Source organism: Nonomuraea sp. NPDC050691 (assembly GCF_040654455.1).
Classification (GTDB): Bacteria; Actinomycetota; Actinomycetes; order Streptosporangiales; family Streptosporangiaceae; genus Nonomuraea.
This window is the reverse complement of sequence record NZ_JBFAIA010000116.1, coordinates 1-26,568: the sequence shown is the minus strand read 5'-3', so window position 1 is coordinate 26,568 and position 26,568 is coordinate 1. Positions and strand designations below refer to the sequence as shown.

Sequence of the window (26,568 nt, the reverse complement as noted above, 5' to 3'; positions counted from 1 at the left end):
TACCGAACCGGCGACCTGGCCCGCTGGCTGCCCTCCGGCGAACTCGAATACCTCGGCCGCACCGACCACCAGGTCAAGATCCGCGGCATGCGCGTCGAACCCGGCGAGATCGAGGCCGCCCTGCGCGCACAGCCGGGAATCCGCGACGCGGCCGTCACCGCGTACGAGCACAGCCTGGTCGGCTACATCGTGGGAGGCGACGTGCCCGACCTCCGCGACGTCCTGCCCGACCACATGATCCCCCGCCGGTGGGTGCGCCTGGACGCCCTCCCCCTCACCGGCAGCGGCAAGCTCGACCGGGCCGCGTTGCCCCCGCCGGAGACAGCGAGCGGCCGGCCGTACGTGCCGCCTCGTGACGAGGTGGAAGCGCGCCTCGCCACGCTCTACGAAGAGGTGCTGAAGGTGCCCGCGGCCGGGATCCTGGACGACTTCTTCGAGCTCGGCGGCCACTCGCTGAGCGCCCTGCGGCTGGCCGCCCGCATCCGCCAGGAGCTGGGACGGAGCCTTCCGGTCGCCACCGTCCTGGCCGCGCCGACGATCAGCGCGCTCGCCAGGGTGCTCCGTCAGCCCGAGGACCTCGCGCCACCGAGCCACGTCGTGCCGCTCAACCCGGACGGTGACCGTACGCCGATCTTCTTCATCCACGCGCTCGGCGGCCAGGTCTTCCGCTACCACCCGATGGCCCGCCGCCTCGGCGCCGACCAGCCGGTGTACGCCATCGCCGCGCGCGGGCTGGTGCCCGGCGAGGAGCCGCACGCCACGCTGGCCGAGATGGCCGACGCCTACGTGGCCGACCTGCTGGAGGTGCGGCCGGCGGGGCCGTACGTGCTGGGCGGGTTCTGCATCGGCGGGAACATCGCTCTGGAGGTGGCCAGGCGCCTGCGCGAGCGCGGCGAGCAGGTGCCGCTCGTCGTGCTCTTCTACGCCAATGCCGAAGAGCCCGTGGCCAGCGCGTCGCTGGAGGACGACACCGTCCTGCTGTTCCACGCGCTGGCCGGCGGACCTGAGGAGACCCTCGGACTGGACACGGCCGAACTCGCCACCCGGTCACCGGAGGAGCGGCTGCTGGCGGTCATGAGCGCCGCCTCGGCCGCCGACCGGCTGGCCCCGGACACCGCCGACGTCGAGCAGGCGCGCCGCTACCTGGCCGTGTTCCGGGCCAACGCGCACGCGGTCGGCGGCTACCGCCACGAACCCTACGACGGCGACGTCGCGCTCTTCGCGCCCAAGCGCGAGGACGGCAGCTGGCCCTCCGTCGCCAAGGGGCGGTTCGCGCACGTCCCGATCCCCGAGGAACGCGTTCCGATCCTGTACGAACCCCTGGTCGCCGGAGCGGCCACCGAGATCAGAAGGTGGATGGATCATGGCATCCCCGACCAGTGAGCGGTCGAGCCTCTGGAAGTACCCCGACTTCCTGCGGCTGTGGGCGGGCCAGAGCCTGTCGCAGTTCGGCTCGGCGATCAGCCTCTTCGCGTTCCCCGTCATCGCGGTCACCGTCCTGAACGCCTCAGAGGCGGAGATGGGCGTCGTCGGCTTCCTGCTGCGGCTCCCGATGGTGTTCTTCCTGCTCTTCGGCGTGCTGGCCGACCGGGTGCGCAAGCGGCCCATCCTGATCTGGACGGACGTGGCGCGTTTCGTGCTGCTGATGCTGATCCCCGTCGCGTGGTTCGCCGACATGCTCACGCTGGCCTGGATCTACGGCGTCATCTTCGCTCTCGGGCTGCTCAGCACGCTCTTCCAGACGGCCTACCGCAGCTACTTCCCGTTCCTGGTGCCGCGGGAGAACTTCCTGGAGGGCAACTCCAAGCTGCAGCTGACCGAGTCGGCCGCCCAGACGTTCGGCCCCGGTCTGGCCGCGGCGCTGCTGAAGGTGCTCGCCGCGCCCGCGCTGCTGGTCATCGACGCGGTGTCGTACCTGGCCTCCGCGATAGCGGTGGCGCTGATCAAGCGGCCGGAAGCGCGGCCGGAGCCGGACGACACCACCCCCGGGCAGGTCCACAAGGCGATCTGGCAGGGCATGGGCTGGGTGATGCGGCACGAGCTGATCCGGCCGCTGGCCATCTCCTCGGCCGTGTACTCGCTGTTCATCCTGGGCTCGATGAACTCGATCTACGCCCTGTACGTGATCCGCGACCTGGGCGTGCCCGCGGCGTGGTTCGGCAGCATCCTGGCCGGCGGCGGCGTGGGCGCGATCATCGGCGCGCTGGTCGCCGTCAAGGTGATGCGGCGCCACGCGATCGGCAAGGTGCTGGTGTGGTCGATGGTGTACGGCAACCTCGCGCTCTTCCTCATCCCGCTGGCCGTCGGGCCGGTCTGGGTCTCGGTGGCCATGCTCGTCGTCGCGCAGCTGGTCAGCGGCGTCAGCTCGCAGATCTTCTTCGTCACCAACACCACGCTGGTGCAGACGATCACCCCGCCGCACCTTCAGGGCCGCGTGGTGGCGTCGATCTACTCGCTGGGCCTGATCCCCGCCCCGCTGGGCGCGCTGGGCGCCGGCCTGCTGGCCGGCGCCGTGGGCACGCGTACGACGCTGTGGGTGGTCGTCGCCATCGGCGCGCTGGTGCCGATCGCGGCGATGGCCTGGTCGCCGCTGGCCAAGCTCATCGGGATGCCGGAGCCAGACTCGCAATGAGCCGTAGCTGGCGGCTGCGCAGCCGCCGGGTGGGCGTGACCAGGCCGACGATCAGCGTGGTCGCGCCCGCCTCCTGGTAGGCCGCCATCCGCTCGCGCACCTTGCCCGCGGGGCCGCACATGGTCATTGCGTCGATGAGCGCGTCGGGCAGCATCGCCATGGCCTCGCCCTGCCGCCCGTCCAGGAAGGCTTCCTGCATGCGGGCGGCCTCCTGCTCGAAGCCGAGCGTGGCGGCCAGGCGGTTGTAGAAGTTGGTGCGGCGCGAGCCCATGCCGCCGAGGTAGAGGGCGAGCATGGGCCGCATCATGTCGTAGGCCAGCTCCTGGTCCTCCTCGACGAGCGTGAGCACCATGGGCGCGATGTCGAGGCCGTCGCGGTTCAGATGGGTGGCCATCTTGGCCACGTGATCGGGCGGGAAGTGGATGGACAGCCAGCCGTCGGCGAGCTCGCCGGCCAGCGCGACGGTCTTGGGTCCCATCGCGGCCAGGTAGATCGGCAGCCGTTCCTGCACCGGCGAGACGCCCAGCGTCAGTTCCTTGCCCTCGCTGCCGGGAAGGGGCAGCGTCATCGTGGCCCCGTCGTGCTGCACCGGCTCGCCCTGCAGCGCCTTGCGCACCACCTGGAGGTAGTCACGGGCGCGGGCCAGCGGCCGGTCGAAGCGCTCACCGTGCCACCCCTCGACCACCTGCGGACCGGAGAGGCCCACGCCCAGCCGGGCGCGCCCGCCGGAGAGCTGGTCGAGGGTGGCCGCCGTCATCGCGGCGACCACGGGTTTGCGTCCCGACATCTGGAGCACGCCGGTGCCCAGCGTGATGCGCTCGGTCTGGCCCGCGATCCAGGCCAGCAGGCTCGCCGGATCGGTCCCGTAGGTCTCGGCCGCCCACACGGACGAATAGCCCAGAGCCTCCGCCTCTCGTACCAGCGCCAGGTGGTCGGCCGGGCCGAGGCCCGCGCCGCCCCAGTAGCTCATGCTGTAACCGAGGCGCATCCCATCTCCTCAACGATCGCGGCTGCCAGGGCGTCCGGAGTCTCCTCGGCCAGCCAGTGGGTGGAGTCGAGCTCCTTCAACGCGGGCCTGTGCACGCTCTGCCTCCGCCAGCCCAGCAGGCCGCCCCTGGTCAGCGAGGCGTCCCGGATGCCGTACAGGACGGAGATGGGCACCGGCAGCGGTTGCCCCGGCCGGTGGTGATACCCGGCCAGCAGCCCGAAGTCGGCGCGGAGCGCCGGCTCCAGCACCGGCCAGAGCGCCTCCCGGTCGGCCAGTTCCGGCGGGACACCGCCGAGCTCGATCAGCTGCTCCCAGAACAGCCACGACGGCAGCGACGGCAGGCGGCGCAGCAGCAAGGTCACATCCGGCGCGGCGAACGAGCCCACGATCAGCCGTTCCGGCCGCCCGCCCAGCTCGACCACGCGACGGCAGACGAGAAACGCCAGCAACGCCCCGCTGCAGTAGCCGAACAGCGTGTACGGCTCGCGCCACCCGGCGAGGTCGCGCGCCAGGTCCTCGACCAGCCCGTCGAGGTCGGTCCGTGGTTCTTCGGCGAGCCTGGCCTGACGCCCCGGCAGGTTGACCGACCACAGACCGACCTCGGGCGGGAAATGTCCGGCGAGCTCGCCGAGCGAAGCCGGACCGCCACCCGCGTGCGGGAAGGTGATCAGCGCCCGCTCTCCCTCCTTGACCTGAACGAACCACGGCGTCATCGGGCGTCCCCCAGATGCAGGGCCAGTTCGGCCGGCGTCGGATGGTCGAACACGGCCCGTACCGAGACGGCACGCCCCGCCAGCTCCTCCAGCGGACGGATCAGCCGGACGGCCAGCACGGAGTGGCCGCCGTTGAGGAAGAAGTTGTCGTGCGGCCCCAGCCCGGGCCGCTTCAGGTGGTCGCGCCACAGCTCCACCACCTGCTGGACCAGCCCGTCGCCCGCCTCCTGCGCCGGGGCGCCACCCTCGTCAGGCACCACCAGCTCGCGATAGGCGATCTTCCCGTTGGCGGTGGTGGGCAGCCTGTCGGTGACGATGTAGCGGGTGGGAACGGCGTAGTCGGGCAGCCGCGTCCTGGCGAAGCCCCACAGCTCTCCATCAGCGGCTTGGCCGGTGACCTCGAGGAAGGCGACGAGCCGTCCGTCGGTCTGCGGGTCGCCGTCGAGGATCACCGCGGCCGTCCGCACCGCCTCGTGCTCGTGCAGCGCCGCCTCGACCTCGCCGAGCTCGATGCGGTGGCCGCGCAGCTTGACCTGCCTGTCGTCGCGGCCGAGAAGCTCGAGCGTGCCGTCGTGGCGGATCCGCGCGCGGTCCCCGGTCCGGTAGAACCTGCCGTACAGGTCGTGATGCCCGAAGCGTTCCGCCGTCAGCTCGGGCCGGTTGAGGTAGCCCGCGCTCACCCCCGCACCCGCCACACACAGCTCGCCCGGCACGCCCGGCGGCAGCTCGCGGCCCGCGGCGTCGGTGACGAAGATCTGGGTGTTGGCCAGCGGCTCCCCGGCGGGGACCGGATCGAGCGGCGGCTCGCGCAGCTCGGCGGCGGTGGACCAGATGGTCGTCTCCGTCGGCCCGTAGACGTTGAACACCCGGCAGCCCAGCTCCAGCAGGTCCCTGGCCAGGGCGGCGGGCATCGGCTCGCCACCGCACAACACCGTGCGCCCGGCCAGCTCCTGCCCGGCTTCCGGCGCGATCAGCCGCCACGCGGTCGGCGTGGCCTGCACGACCTTGACGTCGGCCGCGGCGATCAGGTCCAGGAACCTGCCCGGCTGCAACTGGTCCTCGTCGGAGGCCACGACCACGGTGCCTCCAGAGGCCAGCGGCAACAGCAGTTCCAGCCAGGAGATGTCGAAAGAGGTGGTCGTGGACCACAGAACGCTCGTGGGCGCACCGAGCCGGTCGGTGAAGTCGAGCACCAGGTTCGTCAGGTTCCCGTGCGTGACCTGCACACCCTTGGGTCGCCCGGTGGAGCCGGAAGTGTAGATGACATAGGCGATATTTCCGGACTCGGGTGGTGCGGGTTGCCCCAGCGTGCCGGGCATCGGCGCGACCGGCGTCTCACCCGCCCACTGCGGCGTGCCCGCCGCGACGACCAGCCGCGCACCCGAGTCGGCCACCTGGTAGGCGAGGCGCGACTCCGGTTGCCGCACATCCAGCGGCAGGAACGCCGCTCCCACCTGCCACACGCCCAGCACCGCCGCCACCAGGTCCGCCGAGCGATCCAGGGCCAGGGCGACGACGTCACCGCGGCGTACCCCTCGCTCGCGCAGCAGGTCGCGGACCGCGGCCGCGCGCCCCAGCAGCTCGTCATACCTGATCTCGTGCCCGCCCTCGCGCACTGCCACGGCCGGGCCGGGCACGATGCGCTCGACCAGCGTGCCGGGCCAGGCGCGGCGCGTGTCGTTGACCCGGTCGAGCAACGCCCGGTCCGCCGGCGAGAGCACGTCCAGCACCCTGCCGCGCGCCGCCTGCCGCACCACCGCGGACATCCTGGCCACGAACGCCGCGATCTCGTCCTCGTCGTGCACCTCGGTGCTGTGCCCCATGCGGACGGTCAGCCGATCCGGCTCCTGGATGACATTGCACTGCATGTCCAGACGGCTGCGGTCGATGATGTCCTCGACGTAGCCAGGCACCTCCCCCTGGATGTGGACCTTCTCGTCGCTCCAGGGCCGGTAGTTGAACATGTGCCGGAACAGCGGGACCCGCCAGTCGTCCGTGCCGTGCCCGCGGCGGGTCAGCACCGCCTCCACCGAGGCGTCGGCGTGCTCGACCCCCTCCGCGAAAGCCTCCTCCACGCGCCTGGCGACCTGCTCGAAGTCGTCGTCCAGCTCGACGTGGACGCGCAGCGGCAGCGTGCTCACGGCGTAGCCGACGTGCTCGCGCTCCTCGCCCGTCCTGGTGCTGACCGGCATGCCGATCACCAGGTCCGGGCCGGCGCCGTGCCCGCGCAGCGTCAGCAGGAAGGCGGTGGCCAGCACGATGTTGCCGGTGGTGCGCAGCCTGGTCCGCAGCTCGTCCAGGGCGGCCACCGTCTCGGCGTCGACCCGCCACGAGCAGGTGTGGCCGGCGAACGTCGGATGGGCCGGCGAGTGCCTGCTGCCCGGCAGCACCATGGCGGCGGGGTCGACGCCGTCGAGCCGGTCCAGCCAGTAGCCGATCGACTCCTCCGACGGCTCCCCCGGCTCCAGCATCGGCGCCGGCCCCGCCAGCTCGGGCGGCAGCGCGCCGGACCCGGTCTGGCTGTCGTAGAAGCGGCCCAGCTCCTCCACCAGGAGTTGCAGGGAGATCCCGTCGACGATGATGTGGTGACCGACCAGGCACACCACGGTCCCGGCGCCGTCGGGCAGGGTGAAGTGTCCCACCCTGACGAGCAGGTCGCGGCCCAGGTCGAAGGGCTCGTCCAGGAAGGACTGCAGGTCAGCGACCAGCGTCTCCTCCGTCGTGGCCCGCGTCTCGACCTTCAGCTGGGCATCCTGGGGCGCGACCAGGTGCCTGACGGGTCTCCCGCCCACCACGGGGAACCGCAGGCGCAACGCCGGATGCCGCTTGACCAGCCGGTTCGCCGCGATCTGCAGCGGCAGCCTGCGCAGCGGCGTCTCGAACCTGAGCGCCACCGCCAGGTTCGACACGCCGCTGTCCGGCGCGAGCTGCTCCAGAACCCAGAAGGAGTACGGCACCGCCGACAGCGGACGCGGCTCCTCCACGGAGGCGGGCAGCTCCGGCTGCGGCCGCGGGATGGGGATGCGCTGCAGCGGGTGATCGGGATCGAGCGCGGCCCAGTCCACCCGGCCACCGCCCGTCCAGAACCTGGCCACGGCGGCCAGCAGCCCAGCGAGATCGCCCCCCACCCGGACCTCTGCTCCGGACGTCTCCTGCGCTCCGGGAGTCTCTTGTGCTCCTTGTGCTCCTTGTGCGAGGCCGGCGAGCGCCTCCTCCAGCGGAAGGTCGCTCGCGAGGAGGGCCGGGTCCGGGGCCTTCGCGCGGACGCCCCAGGCGGCGAGGGTGGCGGCCAGCCCGTAGGCGGTGGCGAAGGCGGGTGGCACCTCGACGCCGCGCGCTTCGAAGGCCTCTTCGCACACGTCCACGGCCTCGGTGAACACGCGCTCCACGCCGTACAGACCGGTCGCCTCATCGGGGAGGGACAGGCGGACCGGCTCCTGCTCGTAGGTGTGCTCGCGGCCCAGCGCGAGAGCGGCTTCCGCGGCGCTCCGGCAGACCACCGCACCTCTCACGGGGTGGTGGACGCGTCCCTGCTGCAGGGTGCCCGCCGCGTCGGCGTAGCGATCCTCCGGCAGCCCGGCGAAGAAGCCGGCCAGGCTCCGCCGTACCGCCTCGGCCTCTTCGCGGGTGCGGCCGGACCACACCACCACGCGCGGGCGGCCGTCGCCCGGAGCGTGCACCGGCGGATAGCCCTCCTCGACCTCGAGGTCGTCGGGCCAGATCACCCGGTGCACCAGGTCGCCGTCGAGCAGCGCCCGGTCGAGGAGCCGCAGGACCAGGGTGCCGCGCAACGTACCCGGCGGCAGCTCGCCGGCGTCGGTCACGGCCAGCTCGCACTCCCCGGCCAGCAGCGCCGCACAGGCCTTGCCCACTCCGCCGTACAGCCGGACGACCTGTGCCCCAGGATCGTGTCCGGCCTCCTCGGCCGCCCCCACCTCCTGCGGGAAACGCCCCACCGCGATCACGGCGATGGGCTGTTCGTGAGAGGTCACCGACCGTCCTCACGGATCCTGGCCCGCACATCGCGGCGGCTGCCGCCCAGCGGACGCCGACGGGCGCCGTCCTGCCTGGCGGGCGCCTGGCCCTGTGCGATCAGGTGCGAGAGGGCACGCAGATTCGGGTGGGTGAACATCGCGGTGACCGGCAGGCTCACGCCCAGTGTGCTGGTGATCTCCTCGTGCAGCTCGACCAGGGCGAGCGAGTCGAGACCAGCTTCGAAGAAGTTGAGCTCGGGATCGAGAGCGCGGCCTAACCTTCGCTCCACGAGAGATGCAACAGCGTCAGCCTGGGTCATCCGGCGTCCTTCGGTCTCGCCTGCGATCGAACGGGGTCGCCGTTCGCCTGCCAGCATCCTTCCGGAGCGCCGTAATCCACCACAACCCCGTATTTTCCGGGATTTCAGGGCCGCGCGCATGGCTCCGGAGCCCTGACAGGCTCCTGCCTGACGATCTTGATGTCGTCGCCGACGCCTGCGACCGTCGCGAGGGCCGCTTCCCTGCCACCGGGCATCCAGCACTCGGCGGGAATCCAACCGCTCAGGCCGGTAGAAGCCAAGCGCGCCCTGCAGGTTCGAACCTGCGACCGTCGGATTAGAAGTGGACCGCTGTTTCTTCACAGGACAGCACGCCGACCTGCGACGATGTCGCTGTTTCCTCCCGGGAGACGGGGAGTGTTCCGCGCATGTTCCGGATCATGCTGTCGCTGTACATGGTCAGAGAGTTCTCGTCCGACCTGTGCCTGGATACCCAGTGGGCCGGGGGCTGAGGAACGAAGCCCTGGACCGTCGATCGCCACAACCCCGTACGGCGGCCAGCCCCAACCAGGCGATCGGGAGTCCCTCACCTCTACGGCGGCCTCAAAGCTTGAACCAAACCGCATTAGCAGCTCGCGTCTTGGCCGTTCCGGGCCGTCTCATATGGACCGATGCGGCTGGGCGGTCTTGGCGGAACGGGATGGTACGGCGCAGAACTGCAACCCATAGCGATCAAATGGGGGAGCCTACGAGGCGGCGGCCGTGACCATATGATCATCTTGGGTCCGATCTCTCGCTCCCTGAAATTCTCGGCTTCGTTGTCCCCGGACTGTTCATCTGCGGCCTCGTCTTGTGGGCGGTGGGCATGCTCCGAGTCGTCAGACAGCGTCGCGCACTCCGATACACAGACCGGTTCAGAGCCGAGGAGCTCACTGGGCGCGTCCGTCAGCTCAAGGTCCGCGGGTATGAGGAGCAAGCAATCCAGCTTGTTCAAGTCGAACTCGGTATGCCAGTGAACGCGGCCCGCTCCTGGGTCAGGTCCATCTGAGGCAGAAGGGTGTTGACAGCGGTCGGACGTACAAAATAGTGGCATGTCTCATAACGCATTGGAGCTGACGTACCGCTTGCAAAGACGCATGCCGATCACGCTCCATCAGGGCAAACACGTCTCAGCGCACTGATCGCCTCCACCGCGTCTCCCGCTCTTCCCTCTTGTTTCCCGCCCCATCGGGCACGCAACGGGTACGGCCGCAAGCCACGTCACAGGCAGAACCAGCAGTAGAGCAGCTGATCGTTTTCTCTCGCGCGACGCGCCAAGCCGACAAGATCCTTGGTGAGCGACAGCATGTACCCGTCGTCATCGTCGGTGAAGTGGGAGAACTCCTCGATGGCTGCCCACTGCTCCGCCAGCGTCGGCAGGCGGGCGTCGTCCACATCGGCGAGCATGTCTCGAGCCTGCGCCGGCAGCTCCATGATGGCGGGCCCTTCCAGGTACGGGGAGTCCTCGGGGAGGGCATCCCACTCCTCGTCGCTTCGTGGTGCCCCCTCCGGAGGTGGATACAGCACCACCGTCTCGACCAGCCCCACGGAATAGTCGACTTGGCCGGCGAACGCGACGAGCTGACCCAGGACCACTTGAGGGTCGATCCACTTGGTCACCACCACATCGAACTCCGGGACTCCACGCGAGGCATCGGTGACCTCGCGGAAATGCTCAGGCTGGACGGTCGCCGCAGCACGGTCCGCGGCGCGGTAGTACTCATAGAAGACACCCACGTAAGCGCTCCTGTCCGGGGTCCATGGCGACATGGCCGCCCTCTGGCAGGTGGACACGCTAGGGCATGCGACTGACATGACGAGCAGGGAGCCTCACTGGAGGCGAACGCACCTTCCGTAGCCGGTGGCGGACATCGGCTGAGCCTGTTTGGGGGGCGCGCCTTAACTCGCAGGCAGGGTGAGACCGGAAGGCTGTAAAACCGTCGGCTCAGCCTACGCAAGTTCGAACCTTGCACCTGCCACACCAGCAGAGAGATGCCCTTCACCAGCGAAAACGCGGTGAGGAGCCTCTCTCGTTGATCGCCCGTGTGCCCGCGATTCCCCCTGTGTTCCCGTGGCATCTGGCACGGATCTGGCACGGCGATCATTCGTCGATTCGCCGTGCGGACGCACGCACCCCTCCCGCAGGATCTTCCCGCCACTGCCGTCCCTCCCGCCCGGGGAGCGGTCCTTGGTCTGCTCATCGTCCTGGGCGACGGGTCGAGTTGGCCCGCCTCAGCTACCGACGACGCAATGCTTGTCCTGATCACCTTCAAAGGCGGGTCTACGTCCACGCTGAGCGGCCTGGTCTCGCAAACCCGAAAGCCGGTGTTCGAGGGCGGAAATCTGAAGGCTGTGCAACTGCGTAGGCTCATCGCCTCAAGGTCGGAGTGGGAGTGTAGCGATGAGACTGTTCAGGACCCGTAAGTCGTCGTGCCGGTGCAGGCCACAGTGGCCAGCTCTGGTGACGGAGATGAACGGGTATGCCATACCGTGCCTACCAGACGAGCACGGCAGTCCGTTCACCTCCCTCGGCGGTCTAGCGGCACGATGCGGCGAGTGCGGCGCGATCTACCCGGGAAGCTTCATCATCGAACCGGATACGCCACCCCCGTTCGAGTGGGCTCGCGAGCCGAAGGTCACCCTGTGCTCCTGCGAGCCGCGATGGCCGCAACTGATGGTCATGCTGGACGGACAGTGGTACCTCGGTTACCCCGGCTCGGGCGGACAACTGGTCGTCGACGGTGCGACAGAAGAAGCCTTCTGCCGCATCTGTGGGGCCTACTTCCTGGGAGAGATGGTGGTCGATCTCGACGACAGATCACACCTTGTAGATTCAGACGAGACGTAGCCGGTGTAGGGCGCCGCGTCGCGCTTGCTTGGCGAGCCAGGCCTGAAGAGAAAGGCCCGTCCATCGCCTCACCAAAGATCGAAAGCCCAGGCCGTTGACCTGGGCTTTCGCATTGTGGAGCCTAGCGGATTCGAACCGCTGACAGCTCGGGAGGTCGGCGTCCAGGACAGTTGCACCTGGACCAACACCCTTCCCTGGTCTTCTTCGAACGCGCTGCAACGGCGGTGAACTGCAACCCAAACTGCAACCCAAACTGCAACCCTGGCCGCACGCTGTGAGCACGTCCGCCACGGTGCTCAGTGGGCCAGGGCTGAGGAACGAAGCCCTGGCCCGTCGATCGCCCCCAGCCACCTTCGTCGGCCGGCCAACAGCAGGCGATCGTAAGGGCAGCATATGTGCGACCCCATGTGGCCCGGCCGGTGTGGTGGCTTGGACCGTAGCTGTCGGACACCTCCAACTGCTTCGCGTGGCAGCAAACTCCCGCTGTTGCCCGTGCCACCCTTTCGATACCTTCCGTATCTACAACAACCATGTAGGCGGTCACCGCTGAGGCGGCGACTATTCCTCATCGCTGCACCGCCCCGAGAGTCCCTGGAGTCAAAGACCTATGAATGGCCTTGCGAGAACCTGTGCAGTCTTCACCGCGGGTGTCGCCTTAGCTGCCTCATTGACTGGCTGTGGAGCAATGTGCGAGGCACAGGCGAAGCAGGAGATCAACGAGTTAAAGCAGATCGTGTCAGGACTTCTTCCGCGGCCTATCGCTGATACTGTCATGGAAGAGGATGACTGTGACTCCGGAAGTGGCGGTTCCCTTGTCTTCAGAGCAGATCACACGATGACTAGCGAGCAGATATTCGAGGAGTTTCTCGCCAAGGAGTGGAGCCGGATCGATGATCCCGAGGATGGGTGCTTCCGTTGCGTCGACGGGCTCGACGGCGTAAGTACAGAGTTGGATGGCCGTAAGGTCTACCTGAAGATCAGCAACTCGGAGGATGGCTCCATGGCTATCTTGGCGGCGTTTGCATAATGTGCGGCGGCGCGTGCGTCGCCGCCTTGATACCTAACAGATCAATTCGGCAATGCAGCAGAGTGGCCGCAAGTCGATCAATCGAGCAGTTCCGGACGGCGGCTCGTGAGGGCTCGACGGGCTGTCACGAATCGTTCGTGGAACTCTTCGGCAAGTGCTTCGCGGCGGTAGCGCTGGCGTAGTACGCGGTCGAGGTCCGCGGCGCGATTGACCAAATCAGTGAGGGACCGGCGGTCGATGTCGAAGGCGGCCATGCCATTCTCGACTGCTGCGTCGAGGTCGCCGCGTCGGGCGTGGACGATGCCGAGGTCTATGTGGGCGTCGGCGACGCGCATGGGGGCGTTGGACGTGCCGTCAGGTCGGGTGTGCATCTGGATCGTCTCGCGAGCGTGTTCCTCGGCGCGGTCGTCGTCGGCAAGCCAGGTATAACAGGTGGCGGCATAGAAGACCCACTTGGCGTGGTCGAACACGAAGTGGTGATCTGGGTTGTCGGGCATGGGTAGGTGGCCGAGGACTTCGGCGCCGCGTGTCAGCGCGCGATCTGCCTCACGGCGGTCACCGATGCGAGCCAGGCCGCGGGCTTCCTGCAAGGTGAGCTGCACCATGGCGCTGGTCTGGCCAGCGACGGCCTGGCCCATGCGGGCGGCGGTCACCACGTCCTCATAGCGGCCTTCGACCAGAGCGAACCAAGCTGACATCTCGTGCGCCCATCCCATGAGTTCGCCGTGTCCGACCTGGCGGCCCATGTCGAAGGCGGCTCGCCGCGCGGTCTCGGCTTCCTCTCGCTCGCCCAGGTCGTAGTGCACGCACCCCAGTAGGGTCGTGAGCCATCCTGTGATGACCAGCAGTTCGCGGTGTTGGTCGAGGGTGATGCGTCCGGCAAGCAGCCGGTTGACTTGGGCAAGGCGCTTCTGCGTGCGGTCTCGCAGCGTCGCGGCTGGCACGACCGGATAGGCGCGACAGAGCAGATCGACGGCCTCGGCGAGAGCTTCCAAGGTGCCGGTGCCGACGTCGGATGCCTGGAGTTGCTGGGCGAGTTCCATGGTGCCGTACAGGTCGGCCTCGGCCCGTAGGGCGTCCATCGGCAGGATGGCCGTCGCCTCGATCAGGCGGCTGCCCGTCTGCCTGGTCTGCGAGAACCCCAGCGCCTCCGGCTGCAAACCCGTGAGTTGTGTCAGTGCCAGCCGGTACGGCGAGCGTGGCCAGCGAACTTCCCCGGCTTCCCACCGTCGAATGCGCTCCTCGTCACAGGTCAGGCGTTCCGCAATGCCGATTTGTGTGCTGTTAATTCGGTCGGCCATTTCGGCGCGCGTGAGCTGGTGTTCATTGCGCCATGCGCGGAGTTGGACATTGGGAATGTTCTCGGGCATCTGCGGGCCTTCCTCCCGGCTGGGGGCTCAAGAGGGGGAATAGAGGGGGGCCAGTCGGGGGTCCTGCGTTTCTCCTTTTGACGGTGGACTCGCCATCAACCGACAAGGTACGTGAAGCGGCCTCCCGACACAGGGAACGCCGGATGAATCGAGGAGATGGCGACGGTGACCCGGCCAGACGAGAACAGCGAGGCAAGGCCCTGCCGTGCGTGTCGGGGACGCGGTTACAAGCTCAAGAGCTCACGCCGCTTTCTCCTGATCGACGCCGGCGGGGAGGAGGCGGAACGGAGTGAGGAGCGCAAGTGTCTCGACTGCCTCGGCGACGGCCAGGGCGAAGGGAGCGGGAGATGAACTCGGTCATGCAGGCGGCCATGGCCGGCCTCGCGCAGCAGGACGAGGCGAACGCCTTGATCCGGCTGCGCGACCGGCTCGCGAGTCGTGGTGTCAACGCGGAGCTGCGCGACAACAACACCGCCCTGATGGTGCATCGGCCTGAGCCGGGGCTGCCGGTGTGGGTGTTCGTCGGCTACGGCGGCGCGTACTACTCCTGGCAGAGCGCTGTGACTGCCTGCCGGGCCTTTTCCTGGACGGCTCGCGTTTACCGCAGTGGCGTGGACAGGCGGCGCTCGGCCAGGTTACTCTCAAACTTGGTAAAACAACCTGTCGGGTGTTGGACGGTCAGAATGTCGCTTGAGTCCGTGCCGCCGAAGTATGCGCAGCTTGTGCAGGCCCTTCAACGGCGTATCGAGGCGGGAACCTACCCGCCCGGCTCCATGCTCCCCAGTGAGCACCAGCTCATCCAGGAGTTCGGCGTCTCCCGCCCAACGGTCGTGGCGGCGCTGCGGGTGCTGCGTGAGCAGGGCTGGATCGAGTCCCAGCAGGGCAAGGGCCGCTTCGTTCGGGGCCGTCCCGCGATGGCGACGGTGGAGTCCAACCGTCCCGGGCAGGCGTACCTGACCAATCCGGAGACGGACGCCCCCGGCGAGTTGGTCGAGGCCGGCGCGGTGGCGCTGCCCAACCGGGTGGCGGCGTTGCTGGATGCGGAGCCCAAGAGCAAGGCTTTCCTGCGCCGGCGGCTGGTCACTCGTGAGGGCGAGCCGAGTGAGCTGGTCTCGCTGTGGCTGCCGTTGGAGCTGTCCGAGGGTACGGACCTGACCAGCGGCGAGCCGTTGCCGCAGGGCATCCGGCAACATCTCCAGTCACGCAAGGGCGTCCGCTTCGATCACATCATGGAGCAGATCACCGCCCGCATGCCCACCGCCCATGAGGTCAAGCAACTCGGCATGCCGAAGAACGTGCCACTGCTGGCCGTCTTCGGCGCGGTCCGGGATGCCTCCGGCCGTCCGCTCGTCGTGGCGGAGGTGCTTCTGCCTGCCGACCGGCATGAGCTGGAAGATGCCTACCCGATCTCGTAGGGGCCGAGCACGACTTCGGTGATCGCGCACGTGATGCGGAGGACCGTCTTGGCCGTGCGAATGACCGGTCGATCAAGATCTATCGCTCGATAAGGGTGTGCCACTGTGCAGCGACTTGCGCTCTTTGATCTGGACAACACAATCGTGGACAGGGCTGCGGGTTTCCGACTCTGGGCGCAGGAGTTTTGTGCGCGACACGAGCTCTCCCCGCGTGAGGTCGATTGGATGGTGGAGGCCGACGGAGACGGTCTTACGCCGAAGGAAACCTTCTTCGCTCGGGTACGAGAGCGGTTCATGCTGGCTGACTCGGTGACGACACTGTGGGCGGCGTATCGCGAACGCCATCCGGCCTTGATCCCGGCCTGCAATGGTGCCCTCATCGGTCTCGCCCGGCTGCGGCAGGCGGGCTGGAAGGTCGGATTGATCACCAACGGCTTCGCTGCTACGCAGACCAGCACGATCATCCTGAGCGGCGTTGTCCAGTACGTTGACGGTTGGGCGATCTCCGGAGCAGAAGGAGTTCGCAAGCCAGAGCGCCGGCTGTTCGAGATCGCGGCCGAGCGATGCGGTGCGACGTTGGCAGGCGGTGGCTGGATGATCGGAGACAGCGCCGCTGCGGACGTCGGCGGTGGTAAGACCGCGGGCCTGAGAACAGTGTGGATTGATCGCGGTCGCTCATGGCCGCATGACATGAGCGAGCCTGATCACGTCGTAGCCGATGCCGCCGAGGCGGTCGCCGTTCTCCTCGCCGCGGCCGCAGAGGGAGTCTCACAGCAACCCAGTAGAGGCAACACAGGGCCTATCCGAACGGTGACAGGCTCCTCCCCTCGGCACAGTCACTTGACGTAGCAAGCTTAGCGGCCTACCCACAGAGCATCACTTGATAGGTCAAGTGTCTGACATCCAAGAAGGGGGCCGTCATGGCTCTGCAAGGTCCCATCCCCGTCACCTTCGCCATGGTCTTCCCGCACGGCTGCTACATCGTGGGCGAGGTCGAGCCCGTCAAGGACTTCGACGCCTCCGCCGGCGGCCGGTTCGTGCAGGCCCGCGACAAGCAGACCGGTGAGCTGGTCTGGCAGGTCGCGGTCATGGACGGTGACCCGACCCTCAAGCCCGCTCAGAAGACCGTCGCGGTCAAGATCCTCGCCCCGGTGCAGCCGGTTCCGCCGTCGCCCATGCCGGGGCTGCCGTTCACGCCGGTCGAGTTCAACGCCATCTCCGTCACGCCGTACGTCAACGCCGCCGGCCGACTCGCCTACTCGATCAAGGTCCGCGAGATGCAGGCTCCCAGTCAGACCACACCGGCCGCTCCGACCAAGGCTCCGGCCGGAAAGGACGCCGCCTGATGACCCGCCGCCGAACGAGCGGGACACGGCGTGGACGTGATGCTTCGCGTCTACGCCAAGTGCATCGACGGCCAACGAGACGTCGCCAACCGGCGCATCCTCGATGCCCCCGCGGCGTGACCAGAAGCCACAGCAGGACCCCGGGACACCTCGGGGTCCTTTCGCCGTTCCAGGGCTCGAAACCGCCGCGCCGACCTGGGGAAACGCGCCTGCGAGCATTCCGCGTATGTTCCGCGACCACTGGCACAGGGCTGCCTCCGGCGGCCTCCGCCTGCCTGCCGCACAAGCATCGCGATCATGAAAAAGACCAGGTCAACCCGTAGATTGCCTGGTCCGGTAAGCGCGCCCTGCAGGATTCGAACCTGCGACCGTCGGATTAGAAGTCCGGTGCTCTATCCAGCTGAGCTAAGGGCGCTCCCGCCTTATTGTGCATGATCCGGGGACCTCTCATGCACACGTTTTCCCCGTGTTCGTCCACCCAACCTGGCGACCCAGGGGAATGTTGCCGTCCGAAATGGCAGGCGAGGGCCGTACATATGGGTCTAAGCTGTCGTGGCATGGTCGCGACGCTCCTGCACGAGATCCCCTTGCAGGGCGGGGACGTGACCGACGGGGTGGTGCGCGTGGGCGAGACCGTGCGCAGGCCCGCCGGACCGTTCACCCCCGCCGTTCACTCCTTGCTGCGCCACCTTGAGGCCGCCGGGTTCGAGGGGGCGCCGCGGGTCGTAGGGATGGACGAGCTCGGGCGGGAGATCCTCACCTACGTCCCCGGCACCACGGGACTGCATGCCGTCACAGCCTCCGACGCCGCGCTGGTCGAGGTCGCCGGGTTGTTACGGGAGCTGCACGACGCGACCGCCGGGTTCCCGCTGGGTACGCGGGGCTGGCAGGCGGGGTCGAACGACGACTCCGAGCCCGAGATCGTGGGGCACTGCGACGTGACCCCGGACAACGTGGTCTTCCGCGACGGGTCCCCGCGGGCCTTCATCGACTTCGACCTGGCGCGGCCCACGACACGGCTGTTCGACGTGGTCACCACGCTCCGCCACTGGGCGCCCATCGCCGATCCCGTGGACTGTCCCGTGCTCCTGCGCGGGCTCGACGTGGGCGCGCGGCTGCGGCTGTTCTGCGACGCGTACGGCCTGCCGGCCCGCGACCGGCGGCGGTTGCTGGACCTGGCCCGGCTGCGCTTCCACCGGTCGTACGACGTGATGCGGGCCCGCGCGGCCACCGGCGGCGGCTGGGCGCGCATGTGGGCCGGCGGGGCCGGGCAGCGCATACGCCGGGCGGCGGCCTGGCTCGACTCCCATGAGGACTCCCTTCGTGCCCATCTGGTGTAGATCTGCTCGTGGTTCCCGCCAGGGAGCCCCCGATGGGGCCAGGCTGGCCGGGATCGCGGCCGGCGTCGTCGTCGACGCCGTGGTCGGGGATCCCCGCGCCGGGCATCCCGTCGCGCTGTTCGGGCGGGGCGCCGTCGCGCTGGAGCGACGCCTGTACGGCGACGCGCGCGTGAACGGCGTCGTCCACGTCGCCGTGTGCGTCGGTGGCGCCGTCGCGCTCGGCGTGGCGGCCGAGCGGGTGTCCCATCCGGTCGTCCGCGCCGTCCTGACGGCCGCCGCCACCTGGGCGGTGCTCGGCGGTACGACGCTGGCCCGCGAGGGCGAGCTCATGGCCGAGGCGCTGGAGGACGGCGACCTGGAACGTGCCCGTGCACGCCTGCCGCACCTGTGCGGGCGCGACCCGTCGGCGCTGGAGGCCCCCGAGCTGGCCCGCGCCACGGTCGAGTCGCTGGCCGAGAACACCTCCGACGCCGTCGTGGCCCCGCTCTTCTGGGGAGCGGTGGCGGGTGTGCCGGGGCTGCTGGCATACCGGGTGGTCAACACGCTGGACGCGATGGTGGGGCACCGGTCGCCGCGCTACGAGCGGTTCGGGTGGGCGGCGGCGCGGCTCGACGACGTGGCCAACTACGTCCCGGCCCGGATCACGGGCCTGCTGACCGTGCTCGCCGCCCCCGCCCCGCGACGGGCCCTGGCCGTCCTGGTACGCGACGGGCATCGGCATCCGAGCCCGAACGCGGGACGGTGCGAGGCTGCGTTCGCCGGGGCGCTCGGCGTCACGCTCGGCGGCGCGAACGTCTACGGCGGCAGGACCGAGCACCGCCCCACCATGGGCGACGGCCGCAAGCCAGGGGTGGGTGACGTGCGGCCCGCCGTCCGGCTCGCCCGCGTGGTCGGCTTCGCGGCGTCCGTCCTCGCCGTGGCGGCCGTCGCGGCCCGAGCATCACAAAAGCCGCGAAAGCGATAAAGGCGGCAAAACCTCTCAGAACGGAAGCGGTTCGCGTCGAAACCGCCCGGGCCGGGAGACGCTCAGGTCATGCGGCTCGCGTTCGTGAGAAACCAGAAGACCACCGCGATGATCAACGCGATGCCGATCACCGCTTTCAGCGTGCCGCCGTTCGACTGCCTTTTGACCGGTACGGCCCGCATCGAGTTGCGCCAGGCCTGACGTGCGGAAACCATCGACTGGAACCGGCGGCCCGCGACGAACAGCGCCAATGCCAGGATGATCAGTAAGAGGACGACACGGCCGTCGGAAGTGTCCACGCAGCGGCTCCTCTCGGCGTCCCGGGAAAGTCCCAGAAGAAATGCCCCCGCACATGTGGCCACCACAATACTCAGATAATGCGCTCTGGGAAGTAATCAATTATCCGGGTTAATGACGCGGCCGGATCAGGAGCGCGGGCAGCGCCGCCGGCACGATCTCCATGCGCAGCGACCGGACCCACACCGTCATCACCGCCCCGGCCATCCCGGCAGCTCGGCCGGCAGTAGACGCGCGCCGGAGGCTCAGCGCGAGCGTTCGACGCCGATCGTGATCTCCTTGCCGAGCCGGTGCCCGCCCAACAGCCCGAGGTCGTCGCCGCTCCAGAACCTGCCCGGGTCGTACCAGTTCGGCCGCCTGCCGCCCGGCAGCAGCCCCATCTCCTCGTACGTCACCGCCACCACCTCGGCGCAGTACGCGCTCTCCAGCCCCCGCTCGCCGGCGATCTTCACCGCGCGCTCCCGGATGATCTGGGGCAGGGACGGGAGGCGGCCGCGGGCCCAGCGGGCGGCGAGCCGGGCGGTGCTGGGGAACGGCGTGCCGTCCAGCCGGGCGACCACGCGCAGCGCAGCGTCCTCCATCTCGGGCGTCGCCTCGGGTTCGAGCTGGCGCAGCCAGGGGCGCTGGCCGTACCGGTCGGCCCAGACCGTGACGGCGTCGCGCAGGTCGTGCAGCTGCACCCCCCGCTGGTGGACGCCCGACCACAGGTCGGGCAGCGACCGGCCGAGTTCGGCGTGCCACATCATCGGCGGCATGTCCTCCACGACGATCGCCATGCCGACGTGGTTGACCGGGCTGTTGGTCATGGTCTGGATGGCGCGGTCGGGCACCGACCGGCCGCGGAAGACCCACAGATCGCCTGTCCTGGTGAGGGCGACGGCCTCGTCGAGAGTCAGCACATCGCTAGCCTAGGCACATGCGGTGGTGGAAGATACTCGGGCTGGCGGGGGTCGCGGGCGTCGCGGCCACGGGCGTGGCGATCGCGCGGGCGGAGCGGCGCCGCCGCGCCTACACCCCGGAGGAGATCAGGCAGCGGCTGCGTGAGCGCGTCGAGACGGCCGGGTCCGAAGCGGGCGGCGGGTCGGCCTGAGCGGCCACGGGGTGTGGACGGAGGCCGGCGACGGGTCAGCCTGAGGGCCGCAGGTCGTGGACGAAGGCCACGTCCGGGTAGGCCGGGTTGTCGTCGTAGCCCTGGATGCCGCCGAGGTAGGCGCGCTGGTAGGTGACGACCCAGGGCAGCGCGGCGGCGGCCTGCTCGTCGAGGATGCGGGCGGTCGCCTGCCGGAAGGCGCGCCCGGCGCCCGCCTTGTCGGTGACGGTGAGCCGCGGCAGCGTGTCGAGCAGCTCGTCGGTCTCCCGGTCGTCGAGGTAGGTGAGGTTGAACAGGACGGGGTTCCCGCTGTGGAAGACCTTGCCGAACCAGGAGTAGCCGTCGGCGTAGTCGGGCCACCAGTACATGACGAAGATGTCCTGGCCGCGCCGCTTGCCGAGGTCCCACTGGGCGTTCCACTGCATGGCCTTGGCGTCGAGGGTCACGTTGAGCGGCTTGAGCGTCTCGGCGAACCGGGTGGCGAGGAGCTTCTCGTCGGCGTCGCCCTCGGCGTAGGTGAGGGTGAGCCGCAGCGGCCGGCCGCCGGGGCCGTAGCCGGCCTGGCGCAGCAGCTCGGCCGCACCCGGCAGGTCCTGCCGGGGCTCGCGGCCGGGGACGTGCCCGGGCAGGCCCTCCGGCACGATGCCGCTGACGGGTGAGCCGGCCCCCCTGAGCCCCCTGATGATGCCCCGGTAGTCGACGGCCTTCTGCAGGGCGCGCCGCACGCGCACGTCGGCGGTCGGTCCCTCGGCGGTGTTGAAGAGCATCATCATCGTCTGGAACGACGGGCTGCGCGAGGTGCGGACGCCGGGCGTCCTCTTCGCGCGGGCGTACAGGCGGGGGTCGAGCCGCTCGACGAAGCTGGCCTCGCCGTGCAGCAGCATCCGCCAGGCCCGCTCGAGGTCGGGCACGACGCGGTACTTGACCGTGCGGTAGTGCGGGCCCGTCCAGCCTCCCCAGTAGCCGTCGTACGCGGTGAGCGTGAGCTCGTCCTCCTTGCCCTTCCGCCAGGTCTTGATTGTGTAGGGGCCGGAGCCCGCGTCCCGGCCGGCGCGCAGCCAGGCGCGCAGGTCGGGGGCCGCCTTGGTGTCGTAGACGTAGGCGGCGTAGCCGGAGGAGGCGACGAGGTCGAGCGGCGCGGGGTACTTGAGGGTGAAGGTGACGGTCAGCGGGTCGTCGACCTTGATGCTCTGGACGGCGTCCCAGATGTAGGAGGCGCCCTCGCCGAGCTTCACGGTCCGCTCGACGGACGCCTTGACGGCCGCCGCGTCGAGGGGCCTGCCGGTGTGGAAGGTCACGCCGGGGCGCAGGTTGAACGTCCACGTCCGGCCGTCCACGGAGGAGACCCAGGAGGTGGCCAGGCGGGGGGCGGCCTTGGCGGTCACCGGGTTCCACATCGTGAGCGTCTCGTAGACGTTCTGGAAGGCGATGATCTCGTTGGAGTAGGAGCTCGCCGGGTCCCACTCGGTGATCACGTCGAGGTTCTGCACGTGGACGAAGGCCGACTCGCCGCGCGGTGTCTGGCGTACCTCGACCGCGCCCGGCGCCGAGCCCTGGGTCGAGCACGCCGCGATGGACAGCAGCAGGGCGGCGGCCGCTGCGAGACGACGGCGCAACGCATCTCCCTCTGTGACCCGGTCTACCGCGAAACCTACTGGAAGATCATCATAGGGTGTCCAAAAGTCCCGAAAAATTAGGACTTCTAGAGATCGAATTGCTATTCTCATGCGTTGTCCCGTCCGGGGTTCACCAGCAGGGGACCAACCGGAAGAGGTGCCATGGGTCGCAGTCGCACGATCCGCGTGAAGATCATCGGCCTGCTGCTGGTTCCGCTCGCCTCGATGGTGGTGCTGTGGGGGGTCATCACCGCTGTGACCGCCACCGAGAGCCTGGAACTGCGGCAGTACAAGACGCTCTGGACCAATCTGCGCCTACCGGCCCACCAGCTCAACACCGAGCTTCAGCGCGAGCGCCTGGCCTCGGCACGGCTGCTGCGGGTGAAGAGCAACGCCAACGAGTCCGAGCTGGTCGCGCAGCGCTCGCGCACCGACGCGGCCAGGGAGCGGTTCAAGCAGCTTTCTGCCGCCTCGATGCACACCTCCGACCGGATCCACGCCCAGGTGGACGCGGTCCTCGCCCAGCTCGGCCGGCTCGAGCCGATCCGGGGCGAGATCGACGCGGGGCTGGCCGCGCGGCTGCACGTGATCGAGACGTACAACGGGATCACGGACTCCCTGTTCGGCCTGCACCGCAATGTCGCCTTCATCGACGACATCCCGATCTACGAGCAGTCGCGCGTCGTCGTGGACGTCTCGTACGCCCGGGAGCTGCTGACCAGGGAGCAGGCGCTCGCCGCCGGTCCGACCACGGCCGCCGAGCGGCGGCTGTTCACCCAGATCGTCGGCAATCGCCGCTTCCTGCTCGACCAGGCCCTCGGCGAGCTGGACCCGGGCCTGCGCGACACGCAGGTGTCCCTGATCACCTCCCCCGCGTACCAGCGGATGCGGATCATGGAGGACCAGATCATCGCGGGCGGCACCCCCGCGGGCTGGCTGAGCACCACCGAGGCGCTCAACAAGTCGTTCCAGGAGGCCCAGCTGCAGGCCAGCGCCCTGCTGTCGGGGCGGGCGGAGCCGGTCGCCGACGCGGTGCTGCGGCGCGCGTTCCTGCTGGCCGGCACCTGTTTCGTGCTGGTGATCGTGTCGATCGGGTTCTCGCTGCGGATGGGCAACCGGCTGTCGCGTGAGCTGGCCGCGCTGCGCCTGGCCGCCCTGGAGGTCTCCCGGGAACGGTTGCCGCAGGTCGTGGAGAAGCTGCGCCGCGGCGAGAAGGTCGAGGTGCCCGAGCTGTCGGTCACCAGCACCACGACCGAGATCGGCGACGTGGGCGAGGCGTTCTCCACGGTCCAGCAGACGGCCGTGGAGGCCGCCGTGGGCCAGGCGCAGCTCCGCGACGGCGTCGGCCACGTCTTCCGCAACCTGGCCCGGCGCAGCCAGACCCTGCTCCACCGCCAGCGCATCCAGCTGGAGGACATGCAGCACCGGGCCACCGAGCCGGAGGCCCTGGACGACCTGTTCCGCCTCGACCACCTGACCACCCGCATGCGCCGGCACGCGGAGGGCCTGATCATCCTGTCCGGCGCGACGCCGGGCCGCGGCTGGAGCAAGCCCGTGCCGCTGCTCGACGTCGTGCGCGGCGCCGCCGCGGAGGTCGAGGACTACCAGCGGGTCATCGTCGAGCCGATGCCGGGCCAGCGCCTCGCGGGCCCGGTCGTCGGCGACGTGATCCACCTGATCGCCGAGCTCATCGAGAACGCCACCGTCTACTCGCCGCCGCACACGCCGGTCCAGGTGCGCGGTGAGGTGGCGGCCCGCGGCTTCGCCCTGGAGGTGGAGGACCGCGGTCTCGGCATGAGCCCGGAGGACATGGCCGAACTCAACGCGCGGCTCGCCAGCCCGCCCGAGTTCGACCTGGCCGACAGCGACCAGCTCGGCCTTTTCGTCGTTTCCCGCCTGGCCGCCAGGCATGACATCCGCGTGACGTTGCGCGGTTCACCATATGGAGGGACCACCGCCATCGTGCTGATCCCGGCAGAACACGTGAGCGACCCGCCGGCCGAGCCGGAGGAGCGCGCCACGGACAAGGAACCCGCCAAGGAAGGCGCTCGTACCATCCGGGTGGTGCAGGGTGAGTGACGAGCGCTGGCTGGACGAGGACGCGGGTCCGATCGTCCCGGCCTACCTGCTGACCAAGGGCCGTACGGTGCCCGCGAGCGAGGCCATCGACCTCATTGCGGTCATCATCACGGCCGGCGGCCTCACCCCGCCCGTCGGGCTCGGGCCCGAGCATCTGATCATCATGCAGAAGTGCACCACGCCGACCCGCCTCGTGGACGTGGCGGCCGAGCTGGGCCTGCCCATCGGCGTGGTGCGCGTGCTGGTGGGTGACCTGCACGCGCAGCAGCTCGTGCAGGTCGAGCACCCGCCTCCCGCGCCGGACGCCAGCGTGCTGCTGGAGGTCATCAACGGCCTGCGGGCGCTGTGATCGCGGTGGCCCGGCGGTTGAGCAGCCCGAACACGGCCGCGAAGACCGCCGCCACCAGACTTCCCGCGGCGGCGGTGGCGAACACCCACTGGTAGCCGTGCTCGCCTGGCAGCGCGGCCAGGATCGCGGCGATGACCGCGCCCGCCGTGCTGCCGCCCACGATCCGCACCAGCGCGTTCACCCCGGCCGCGGCGGCCGTCCTGGCCGGGTCCACGTGCTCCACGGCCATCGTCCCCAGAGCGGCGTAGCCGACGCCGAGGCCCACGCCGAGCAGCGAGGTGGCCACGTAGACGTCCGCCGGGGCGCCGTGCCGGACGACCAGCCACAGCCCGGCCAGGGCCACGGCCGCCGAGCCGGAGGCGACCATCGACGAGGCCGAGAAGCGGCGCATGAACCGGCCGGCGAACAGCGAGATCACCAGCATGAACAGCGTGCTGGGCAGCAGGTAGAGGCCGACCTGGAGGGTGGTGGCGCCGAAGCCGTAGCCGGGGGCCTGGGTGAAGCCGGAGATGCCGGTCATGCAGGTGAAGAACGCGAAGCCGAGCAGCATGGAGGCGACCGTCGCGCCGACCGTGCCGCGCTGGGTCAGCATCGCCATGTCGACCAGCGGTTCGCGTACGCGCCGCTCGACGGCCACCCAGGTGAGCGCGGTCACCAGCGCGACAGCGAACAGGCCGAGCACCCGGGGCGAGGTCCAGCCCCACGAGCCGCCCTGGGTGATGCCGAGCAGCAGCGCGACGAGCCAGACGGTCAGCAGCGCGGCGCCGAGCAGGTCGGGGCGTCCGCCGCCGGAGGGGGCGCGGTCGCGCACCAGGAGCGCGACCAGCGCCCCGGCGACCACGGCGATCGCCCCGGTCACCCAGAACAGCACGTGGTAGTCGCCGGCCACGAGCCCGGCCAGGATCATGCCGCCCCCGCTGCCGAAGCCCATGGTGGCGCTCAGCACGCCGATGCCGGTGGCCAGCTGCCTCGGCGGCAGTGACTCGCGCACCACCCCGATCGACAGCGGCACCAGCGCGGCCACGAACCCCTGGAGGATCCTGGCCACGATCAGCCAGGTCAGCGAGGTGGACAGTGCGCCCAGCACCGACCCGGCCAGCAGCAGGCCGATCGCGCCGAGGATCATCGGCCGCCTGCCGTACATGTCGCCGAACCTCGACAACAGCGGCGTGGCCACCGCGCTCACCAGCAGGCTGATCGTCAAAGTCCAGCTCACGGCCGTCAATGAGGCGTGCAGCTCGCGTTGCAGGACGGGCAGCAACGGGACGACGGCGGTGTTCTGCAGCGCCGCGATGGACGCCGCGAAGGCCAGCGAGACCACGGCCGGCCACGGGTTGCGCGCGGTGGTCTCCCCCGGGGACGGGGGTGCGGCGAGTGTCGCCATGAGAGCTCCTTTGGATAACTTAGGTAAGTAACCGAGGTGCCGACTATACATACGTAAGTTAGGTAAGTAAATGTCAAAGGACGCAGACCTGCAGACGACCGTGGCGTCGTTCCGGCGCCTCGTGACCACCCTCAACCGCGCCAAGACGCACGAGCGGCTGACCGCGGCCGCCGGCGTCCGGCTGGACCGGCCGGACGTGCAGGTCCTCGCCTACCTGCTGGACGCGGACGAGCCGCGCCGGATCGGCGCGATCGCGGAGGGGCTCCAGGTGGAGAGCCCGCACGTGACGCGGCACGTGTCCGCGCTGGAGAAGCGCGGGCTGCTGGAACGGGTGCGCGACCCCGACGACGGCCGGGCCTGGCGGATCGCGCTCACGCCCGCCGGGACCAAGGCCGCGGAGAGCTGCCGCCAGGTCACGATGGACTGGTTCACCGCCGCGCTCGCCGAGTGGCCGGAGGCCGACCGCGCCGAGCTGGCGCGGCTGATCTCCCGGCTCTCGGAGGACGTGTACGTGCAGCTGCGCGACGAGTTCTCCGGCACGTCCCCGTCCCGGTAAGGCCGGCCTGGGCGGCCCGGCGGAGTCCTGCCGGGTCCTCAGGCGCGCGGGTTCTCAGGCGAGCAGGTCCTCGGCGCGGTGGCAGGCGGCGCGGCGCCCCTCCCCCACCTCCCGCGGCTCAGGCGGCCGCTCGCAGGCGGCCACGGCCAGCGGGCAGCGCAGCCGGAACGGGCACCCGGTCGCGGCCGGTCGCGCCTCGGTGCGCCCGCGCGCTCGGGGCGGCTCGCCGCCCAGCTTCGGCACGGCGTCGCGCAGGGCCAGCG

23 protein-coding genes, 1 tRNA gene and 1 pseudogene are annotated in these 26,568 nt (G+C 69.7%); 13 read left to right on the top strand and 12 right to left on the bottom strand.

The genetic code is table 11. The annotated features are described in order from the left end of the window. Positions 1 to 1,383, top strand: a 1,383-nt coding sequence (locus tag AB0H81_RS30915) for an alpha/beta fold hydrolase (RefSeq protein WP_358381597.1), incomplete at its 5' end; no start/stop codon positions are given. Further along, complete coding sequence (locus tag AB0H81_RS30910) at positions 1,364 to 2,632, top strand: MFS transporter (protein ID WP_358381595.1); 1,269 nt, start codon at positions 1,364 to 1,366, stop codon at positions 2,630 to 2,632. The genes AB0H81_RS30915 and AB0H81_RS30910, both read left to right, overlap by 20 nt. On the opposite strand, the gene AB0H81_RS30905 is transcribed toward AB0H81_RS30910, so the two are convergent. The 5 genes from AB0H81_RS30905 to AB0H81_RS30885 all read right to left on the bottom strand — a co-directional run bounded on the left by AB0H81_RS30905 (position 2,601) and on the right by AB0H81_RS30885 (position 10,361). Further along, positions 2,601 to 3,620 carry an LLM class F420-dependent oxidoreductase gene (locus tag AB0H81_RS30905; protein WP_358381593.1) on the bottom strand — a complete coding sequence of 340 codons (1,020 nt, stop codon included), beginning with the start codon at positions 3,618 to 3,620 and terminating at the stop codon, positions 2,601 to 2,603. The two genes, AB0H81_RS30910 and AB0H81_RS30905, sit on opposite strands and share 32 nt — an antisense overlap. Continuing rightward, positions 3,599 to 4,333 carry an alpha/beta fold hydrolase gene (locus AB0H81_RS30900; RefSeq protein WP_358381591.1) on the bottom strand — a complete coding sequence of 245 codons (735 nt, stop codon included), beginning with the start codon at positions 4,331 to 4,333 and terminating at the stop codon, positions 3,599 to 3,601. Before AB0H81_RS30900 ends, AB0H81_RS30905 begins: the two co-directional genes overlap by 22 nt. Next, positions 4,330 to 8,325 (bottom strand): amino acid adenylation domain-containing protein, encoded by a 3,996-nt coding sequence (locus AB0H81_RS30895; protein ID WP_358381589.1) that lies wholly within the window; start codon positions 8,323 to 8,325, stop codon positions 4,330 to 4,332. Before AB0H81_RS30895 ends, AB0H81_RS30900 begins: the two co-directional genes overlap by 4 nt. After that, positions 8,322 to 8,627 (bottom strand): acyl carrier protein, encoded by a 306-nt coding sequence (locus AB0H81_RS30890; RefSeq protein ID WP_358381587.1) that lies wholly within the window; start codon positions 8,625 to 8,627, stop codon positions 8,322 to 8,324. Before AB0H81_RS30890 ends, AB0H81_RS30895 begins: the two co-directional genes overlap by 4 nt. Positions 8,628 to 9,845: 1,218 nt before the next feature. Beyond that, the gene (locus tag AB0H81_RS30885) at positions 9,846 to 10,361 is read right to left on the bottom strand and encodes a hypothetical protein (protein ID WP_358381585.1); all 516 of its coding nucleotides are present in this window, start codon (positions 10,359 to 10,361) and stop codon (positions 9,846 to 9,848) included. A gap of 724 nt (positions 10,362 to 11,085) precedes the next feature. Between AB0H81_RS30885 and AB0H81_RS30880 the strand changes: the two genes are divergently transcribed. Next, positions 11,086 to 11,472, top strand: coding sequence for a hypothetical protein (locus AB0H81_RS30880; RefSeq protein ID WP_358381583.1), 387 nt, complete (start codon positions 11,086 to 11,088; stop codon positions 11,470 to 11,472). 685 nt (positions 11,473 to 12,157) lie between these two features. Then, the gene (locus AB0H81_RS30875) at positions 12,158 to 12,499 is read left to right on the top strand and encodes a hypothetical protein (protein WP_358381581.1); all 342 of its coding nucleotides are present in this window, start codon (positions 12,158 to 12,160) and stop codon (positions 12,497 to 12,499) included. Between the two features lie 77 nt (positions 12,500 to 12,576). On the opposite strand, the gene AB0H81_RS30870 is transcribed toward AB0H81_RS30875, so the two are convergent. Beyond that, a complete protein-coding gene (locus AB0H81_RS30870) occupies positions 12,577 to 13,869 on the bottom strand; it encodes a hypothetical protein (protein WP_358381579.1) in 1,293 nt (430 codons plus the stop codon). 347 nt (positions 13,870 to 14,216) lie between these two features. Here AB0H81_RS30870 and AB0H81_RS30865 point away from each other — a divergent pair, with 347 nt between their 5' ends. From AB0H81_RS30865 to AB0H81_RS30855, 3 genes are all read left to right on the top strand, one after another. Then, positions 14,217 to 15,284 carry a GntR family transcriptional regulator gene (locus AB0H81_RS30865; protein WP_358381577.1) on the top strand — a complete coding sequence of 356 codons (1,068 nt, stop codon included), beginning with the start codon at positions 14,217 to 14,219 and terminating at the stop codon, positions 15,282 to 15,284. A gap of 105 nt (positions 15,285 to 15,389) precedes the next feature. Next, entirely contained in the window at positions 15,390 to 16,133 is a 744-nt protein-coding gene (locus AB0H81_RS30860) for an HAD-IA family hydrolase (protein ID WP_358381575.1), read from the top strand. A gap of 71 nt (positions 16,134 to 16,204) precedes the next feature. After that, on the top strand, positions 16,205 to 16,630 hold the full coding sequence (locus tag AB0H81_RS30855) for a plasmid replication, integration and excision activator (RefSeq protein WP_358381573.1): 426 nt from the start codon (positions 16,205 to 16,207) through the stop codon (positions 16,628 to 16,630). A 341-nt stretch (positions 16,631 to 16,971) separates the two neighbouring features. On the opposite strand, the gene AB0H81_RS30850 is transcribed toward AB0H81_RS30855, so the two are convergent. Further along, positions 16,972 to 17,045 (bottom strand) — tRNA-Arg (locus AB0H81_RS30850). A gap of 142 nt (positions 17,046 to 17,187) precedes the next feature. On the opposite strand from AB0H81_RS30850, the gene AB0H81_RS30845 reads away from it, so the two are divergent. Then, the gene (locus AB0H81_RS30845; RefSeq protein WP_358381571.1) at positions 17,188 to 17,970 is read left to right on the top strand and encodes a phosphotransferase; all 783 of its coding nucleotides are present in this window, start codon (positions 17,188 to 17,190) and stop codon (positions 17,968 to 17,970) included. Further along, positions 17,960 to 18,934: a cobalamin biosynthesis protein gene (locus AB0H81_RS30840; RefSeq protein WP_358381601.1), complete on the top strand. Its 975-nt coding sequence runs from the start codon at positions 17,960 to 17,962 to the stop codon at positions 18,932 to 18,934. Before AB0H81_RS30845 ends, AB0H81_RS30840 begins: the two co-directional genes overlap by 11 nt. A gap of 62 nt (positions 18,935 to 18,996) precedes the next feature. Here the strand turns inward: AB0H81_RS30840 and AB0H81_RS30835 are convergent, their stop codons facing one another. Beyond that, positions 18,997 to 19,233, bottom strand: a complete 237-nt coding sequence (locus tag AB0H81_RS30835) for a hypothetical protein (protein ID WP_358381569.1) — start codon at positions 19,231 to 19,233, stop codon at positions 18,997 to 18,999. A gap of 243 nt (positions 19,234 to 19,476) precedes the next feature. Next, positions 19,477 to 20,127 (bottom strand): hypothetical protein, encoded by a 651-nt coding sequence (locus tag AB0H81_RS30830; RefSeq protein WP_358381599.1) that lies wholly within the window; start codon positions 20,125 to 20,127, stop codon positions 19,477 to 19,479. 20 nt (positions 20,128 to 20,147) lie between these two features. Between AB0H81_RS30830 and AB0H81_RS30825 the strand changes: the two genes are divergently transcribed. Continuing rightward, positions 20,148 to 20,321, top strand: a complete 174-nt coding sequence (locus AB0H81_RS30825) for a hypothetical protein (protein ID WP_358381567.1) — start codon at positions 20,148 to 20,150, stop codon at positions 20,319 to 20,321. Between the two features lie 35 nt (positions 20,322 to 20,356). Here AB0H81_RS30825 and AB0H81_RS30820 read toward each other — a convergent pair whose 3' ends face one another. Then, complete coding sequence (locus AB0H81_RS30820) at positions 20,357 to 21,937, bottom strand: ABC transporter substrate-binding protein (protein WP_358381565.1); 1,581 nt, start codon at positions 21,935 to 21,937, stop codon at positions 20,357 to 20,359. A 162-nt stretch (positions 21,938 to 22,099) separates the two neighbouring features. Between AB0H81_RS30820 and AB0H81_RS30815 the strand changes: the two genes are divergently transcribed. Beyond that, on the top strand, positions 22,100 to 24,016 hold the full coding sequence (locus tag AB0H81_RS30815; protein ID WP_358381563.1) for a nitrate- and nitrite sensing domain-containing protein: 1,917 nt from the start codon (positions 22,100 to 22,102) through the stop codon (positions 24,014 to 24,016). Then, entirely contained in the window at positions 24,009 to 24,365 is a 357-nt protein-coding gene (locus AB0H81_RS30810) for a DUF742 domain-containing protein (protein WP_253773672.1), read from the top strand. The genes AB0H81_RS30815 and AB0H81_RS30810 overlap by 8 nt, the downstream gene beginning before the upstream one ends. On the opposite strand, the gene AB0H81_RS30805 is transcribed toward AB0H81_RS30810, so the two are convergent. Next, positions 24,343 to 25,749, bottom strand: coding sequence for an MFS transporter (locus AB0H81_RS30805; RefSeq protein WP_358381560.1), 1,407 nt, complete (start codon positions 25,747 to 25,749; stop codon positions 24,343 to 24,345). The two genes, AB0H81_RS30810 and AB0H81_RS30805, sit on opposite strands and share 23 nt — an antisense overlap. Positions 25,750 to 25,819: 70 nt before the next feature. On the opposite strand from AB0H81_RS30805, the gene AB0H81_RS30800 reads away from it, so the two are divergent. Continuing rightward, positions 25,820 to 26,305, top strand: coding sequence for a MarR family transcriptional regulator (locus AB0H81_RS30800; protein ID WP_358381558.1), 486 nt, complete (start codon positions 25,820 to 25,822; stop codon positions 26,303 to 26,305). 54 nt (positions 26,306 to 26,359) lie between these two features. On the opposite strand, the pseudogene AB0H81_RS30795 reads toward AB0H81_RS30800, so the two are convergent. Next, positions 26,360 to 26,568: pseudogene (locus tag AB0H81_RS30795) on the bottom strand (ABC transporter ATP-binding protein); the annotation flags it as partial.